Below are 4,010 nucleotides of genomic sequence, written 5' to 3'. Positions count from 1 at the left end.
GCGCCGTCCGCCGCGCCGGGGTGCCGTACCGCGGCCGGGCCCGGAAGCGGCGCGCCCCCGGCCGGCGGCGCGGCGGCCGACTCCTCGGAGGGGACCGGCGGGACCGGCGGATCACTCGGCATGCGGCACATCACTCGGGGGATCGGGGGCGGCGTCCGGGGGCGGGAGACCCGCGCCTCAGTCGCTGGACTTCATCGTGAGCTCGAAGTGCCAGATCCCGCGGATCGACGGCGACTTCTTGTTGCTCTCGACGATGGCGACCTGGACGGTCTTGGGCGCCTGGCCCGTGGTCTGGTCCGGCTGGAAGAACGACGCGCCAGGGATGGGCCGGTAGGTGGCCGTGGAGGGCTGGGCCTCGGCCTGCTGGCCGTTGAGGAACAGCGCCCAGCCGTTGTCGTTGTCGGTGAGGGCCGGGTCGACACCGAAGCCGACCGTGTCGTCGGGGCCGACGCTGATGGTGTGGTCGGCCTTCTCGCCCAGGCAGGACTGCGCCTCGGACGTCGACAGGGCCTTGCCGTCGTTGTAGCAGCTGGCCTCCGTGTGGACGGAACCCGAGCCGACCGTCACGGTGGCGAGAGGCGTCGGCTTGTCGCATGCGGAGAGCACGAGGAGCCCGGCGGACACCGCACCGAGGACGACGCCGGCCCTGCGGGCCTTGGCAGGAATGATCGCAACGGTCATGGGCGAAGATTATCGGTCCACCGCACTCACGCGGCGCGGGGGTGCGACGCGCCGCGCCGCGCCTGGCGCACCAGACCCCGTACGGAGGTGACGGCTCCCGTCGCCATGATCGCGGCGGCCACCCCCATGCCCAGCGACGCGTTCAGCGGAAGGGCCATCGACAGCCCGCCGCCCAGGACCCACGCCACCTGCAGCGCGGTCTCGGAGCGCGCGAAGGCGGAGGTGCGGACCTGCTCCGGGACGTCGCGCTGGATCGTCGCGTCGAGGGACAGCTTCGACAGGGCCTGCGAGAAGCCGGCCACCGCGCCGACGACGGCCACCATCACCGGACCGAAGAACAGGGCCGCGAGGATCGTCGCGGACAGCGCGAGACCCAGCATCGTGATGATGATCAGCTCCGGTCCCCGGGCGCGGAGCCACGCGCCCACAGCCGTGCCGATCGCGTTGCCCGCGCCCGCCGAGACGCCGACGATGCCGAGCGAGACGGCGGCGTTCAGCCCGTGCAGCGGGTGGTCGCGCAGCAGGAACGCCAGGAAGAAGGTGAGGAAGCCCGACAGGGCGCGGTGGGACGCGTTCGCCTCCAGGCCGTGCAGCACGGAAGGACCGACCGTGCGCAGCGTGGGCCGCGGCCGCTTCTCCTTGTCCCCCTTGTCCCCCTTGGGTGCCTTGGGGGGCGTGTCGGGCGCCTCGCGCCGATCGGGCCCCTCGCGCCGGTCGGGCGCCTCGCGCGGGTCGGGCCGCTCCCGCCGCAGCAGGGCGGTGGCCCGGCCGAGCGCGTTGCGCGCCCCGTCGCCCAGGGACCGCGTCTCCTGCTCGATGTGCGCGGGTCCCGCGTGGTAGTCGACCAGGTGGGCCGTGCGCTCGCCCTTCGAGGAGTCCACCTTCGGCGGCATCGAGAACGCCAGGTACGTGCCGCCCAGGAAGATCAGGCACGATCCGTACAGCGGCCACTGGACGCCCACCTGGTGCAGCCCCGCGCCCAGCGGGGCCGCGACGCCGGTGGCGAGCAGACCGGCGAGCGTCACCCGGGAGTTCGCCTTCACCAGCGGGAAGCGCGGCGGCAGCAGCCGGGGCACCACGGCGCTGCGCACCACGCCGTACGCCTTCGACGCGACGAGGCAGCCGAGCGCCGCCGGGTACAGCTCGATGCCGCCGGTCGCGACGGCCCCCGACATGGCGAGCGCGAGCACCGCGCGGGCCAGCATCGCGATGGCCATCGCCGCGCGGCGGCCGTGCGGCAGCCGGTCGAGAATCGGTCCGATCACGGGGGCCAGGAGAGTGAACGGCGCCATGGTGATGGCGAGGTAGAGGGCGACCCGGCCCCGCGCCTCGTCGGTGGGTACGGAGAAGAAGACGGTCGACGCCAGCGCCACGGTGATCATGACGTCGCCGGCGCCGTTCACTGCGTGCAGTTCGATCAGCTTGCCGAGCCCGGATTCTCCGGCGCCGTGGGCGTTGGTGAATTTCCTGACACCCTTCGCCGGTCCGGTGACCGGGGTGTGCAGGGCACGACCGATCGCCCGCGCCGTCCTGCGGAGCGGGCCGGACGAATCGGACGACCTGGCGGCTGCCACTCCGTCATAGTGCCCCACGTCCCCGGTGAGCGAACCGATCTCGTACATGACAGCGCGGCGAACGGTCGAGCCCCCGTCCTCGCACGGGCGTTCACCGCGGTGTCGGCCACCGGCCGGGGGCGCGGCAGGGCGCGAAGCGGTGGTGCCCGGGCCCGCCGGGCGGGTCACGGGTGTGTTGCGACCGTGTTCGAACACTGGGAATGGCGCCGTGCAGGTGGGCCGAAGGCGGCGAAAGAGGTAGCGTGCGTAGCGCGCCACCGGCGGTTGCTCGCGACCGCGCGCCGCTTCGTGATCCCGCAGAATGGTTGTGGACAACGTTGAGGTGCGCCCGGGAACCGGTCGGGCGAGGACGTCGATGCGGCCCCCAGGTCCGCTCCGCCTTCGGCCCGTACACCGCTAACGGCCGGCGCACCCGTGCTGCTACGGCGTAGGAGAGAAGCGAGACCTGTGAGTGCTGCGACGACGCGAAGCCGTACCCCCGACCGCCTGTGCGCAGAGGCGGTAGACCTCGCGCGGTCCGCCGCCCAGGAAGTGGCGGCACCCGGGATCGTGGGGGAGCACGTCTCGGTGGTGGCCGACGGCGACCGGGTCGTGACCCACCTCTTCGAGTGCCGCGACTTCGGCTACCGGGGCTGGCGCTGGGCGGTGACGGTGACCCGCGCCTCCCGTGCGAAGGTCGTCACGCTCGACGAGGCGGTGCTGCTGCCCGGACCGGACGCGCTGCTCGCCCCCGAGTGGGTGCCGTGGAGCGAGCGTCTGCGTCCCGGGGACATGGGCCCCGGCGACCTGCTGCCGACCGAGGCCGACGACCTGCGCCTCGAACCGGGCTACACGGGCGCCGACCAGGAGCCCCCCAACGCCCCCGACTCCGTCGCCGTGCGCGAGGCCGCAGAGGACGCTGAGGATGCGACCGGGCCGGCCTCCGGGGCCCCGGCAGCGGCGCCCGAGGCCGCCCCGGCTCCCGCTCCGGCCGTGGCGGACGCGCTGCCGCCCGGCATGGCGTCGGGCGCGGTCGCCGACCTGGTCGAGGCCGAGGACGCCGAGCTGAACACCCCCGACCTGCCCTCGGCGGTGCCCGCGCGGGCCCGGATCGCCTCGGTCGCCGAGGAGCTGGGGATGGGCCGGCCGCGGGTGCTCTCGCGGTACGGGCTGCACATCGCGGCCGACCGGTGGGACGAGGAGTTCGGCCCGAAGACCGCGATGGCGCAGGCTGCCCCGGCGCCGTGCGTGTCCTGCGGCTTCCTGGTGCCGCTCGGCGGCTCGCTGCGGCAGGCCTTCGGCATCTGCGCCAACGAGTTCTCGCCGGCGGACGGCCGCGTGGTCTCCCTGGCGTACGGCTGCGGCGGCCACTCGGAGGCGGCGGTCATGCCGAAGCCGCCGGTGCCCCCGGCGCCGGTGCTCGACACCGTCGGTTCGGACAGCTTCCCGCTGCACCCCTCGCGCGAGGAGGGCTCGGTGCCGGCGTCGGCGGAGCAGGACGGCTCGGAGGACCTCGGCCACAGCTGACCGGGCCGCGCACAGCCGACCGGGCCGCGCACAGCCGACCGGCCGCGCACAGCCGACCGGGTCCGCGCCGACCGGGTCCGCGCCGACCGGGTCCGCACCGACCGGGCGCGGTAGCGGCCACGGCGTATCGGGGGCGAGGGCGGGGCCGGGCCCTGCCCGCGGGCCCCCGCGCGTCCGCCGCCGCGCGGGTCTGCCCGTCGCGTCGACCTGCCCGTCGCGTCGACCTGCCCCCGTGACGCCTGCTCCGCG

General features: G+C 74.9%; 3 protein-coding genes. 1 reads left to right on the top strand and 2 read right to left on the bottom strand.

Annotation, left to right across the window (positions count from 1 at the left end; translation table 11 throughout):
- Positions 1-177: 177 nt before the first annotated feature.
- Both L1885_RS24920 and L1885_RS24915 read right to left on the bottom strand, forming a co-directional pair.
- Positions 178-681, bottom strand: coding sequence for a DUF2771 domain-containing protein (locus tag L1885_RS24920; RefSeq protein WP_235799424.1), 504 nt, complete (start codon positions 679-681; stop codon positions 178-180).
- A 26-nt stretch (positions 682-707) separates the two neighbouring features.
- A complete protein-coding gene (locus L1885_RS24915; RefSeq protein ID WP_235799425.1) occupies positions 708-2,255 on the bottom strand; it encodes an MFS transporter in 1,548 nt (515 codons plus the stop codon).
- 447 nt (positions 2,256-2,702) lie between these two features.
- Between L1885_RS24915 and L1885_RS24910 the strand changes: the two genes are divergently transcribed.
- Positions 2,703-3,761, top strand: a complete 1,059-nt coding sequence (locus tag L1885_RS24910) for a DUF3027 domain-containing protein (RefSeq protein ID WP_235799423.1) — start codon at positions 2,703-2,705, stop codon at positions 3,759-3,761.
- Positions 3,762-4,010 lie beyond the last annotated feature (249 nt).

Origin of the sequence: Streptomyces fuscigenes, from assembly GCF_021556455.1 — a bacterium.
Taxonomy (GTDB): domain Bacteria; phylum Actinomycetota; class Actinomycetes; order Streptomycetales; family Streptomycetaceae; genus Streptomyces; species Streptomyces fuscigenes.
The sequence above is the reverse complement of the archived record's forward strand: the minus strand, read 5'-3'. Positions and strand labels throughout refer to the sequence as shown.

What these genes read in the sequence shown, in the direction of transcription:
- L1885_RS24920 (WP_235799424.1), bottom strand. Translation starts at nt 681, where the DNA reads ATGACCGTTGCGATCATTCCTGCCAAGGCCCGCAGGGCCGGCGTCGTC.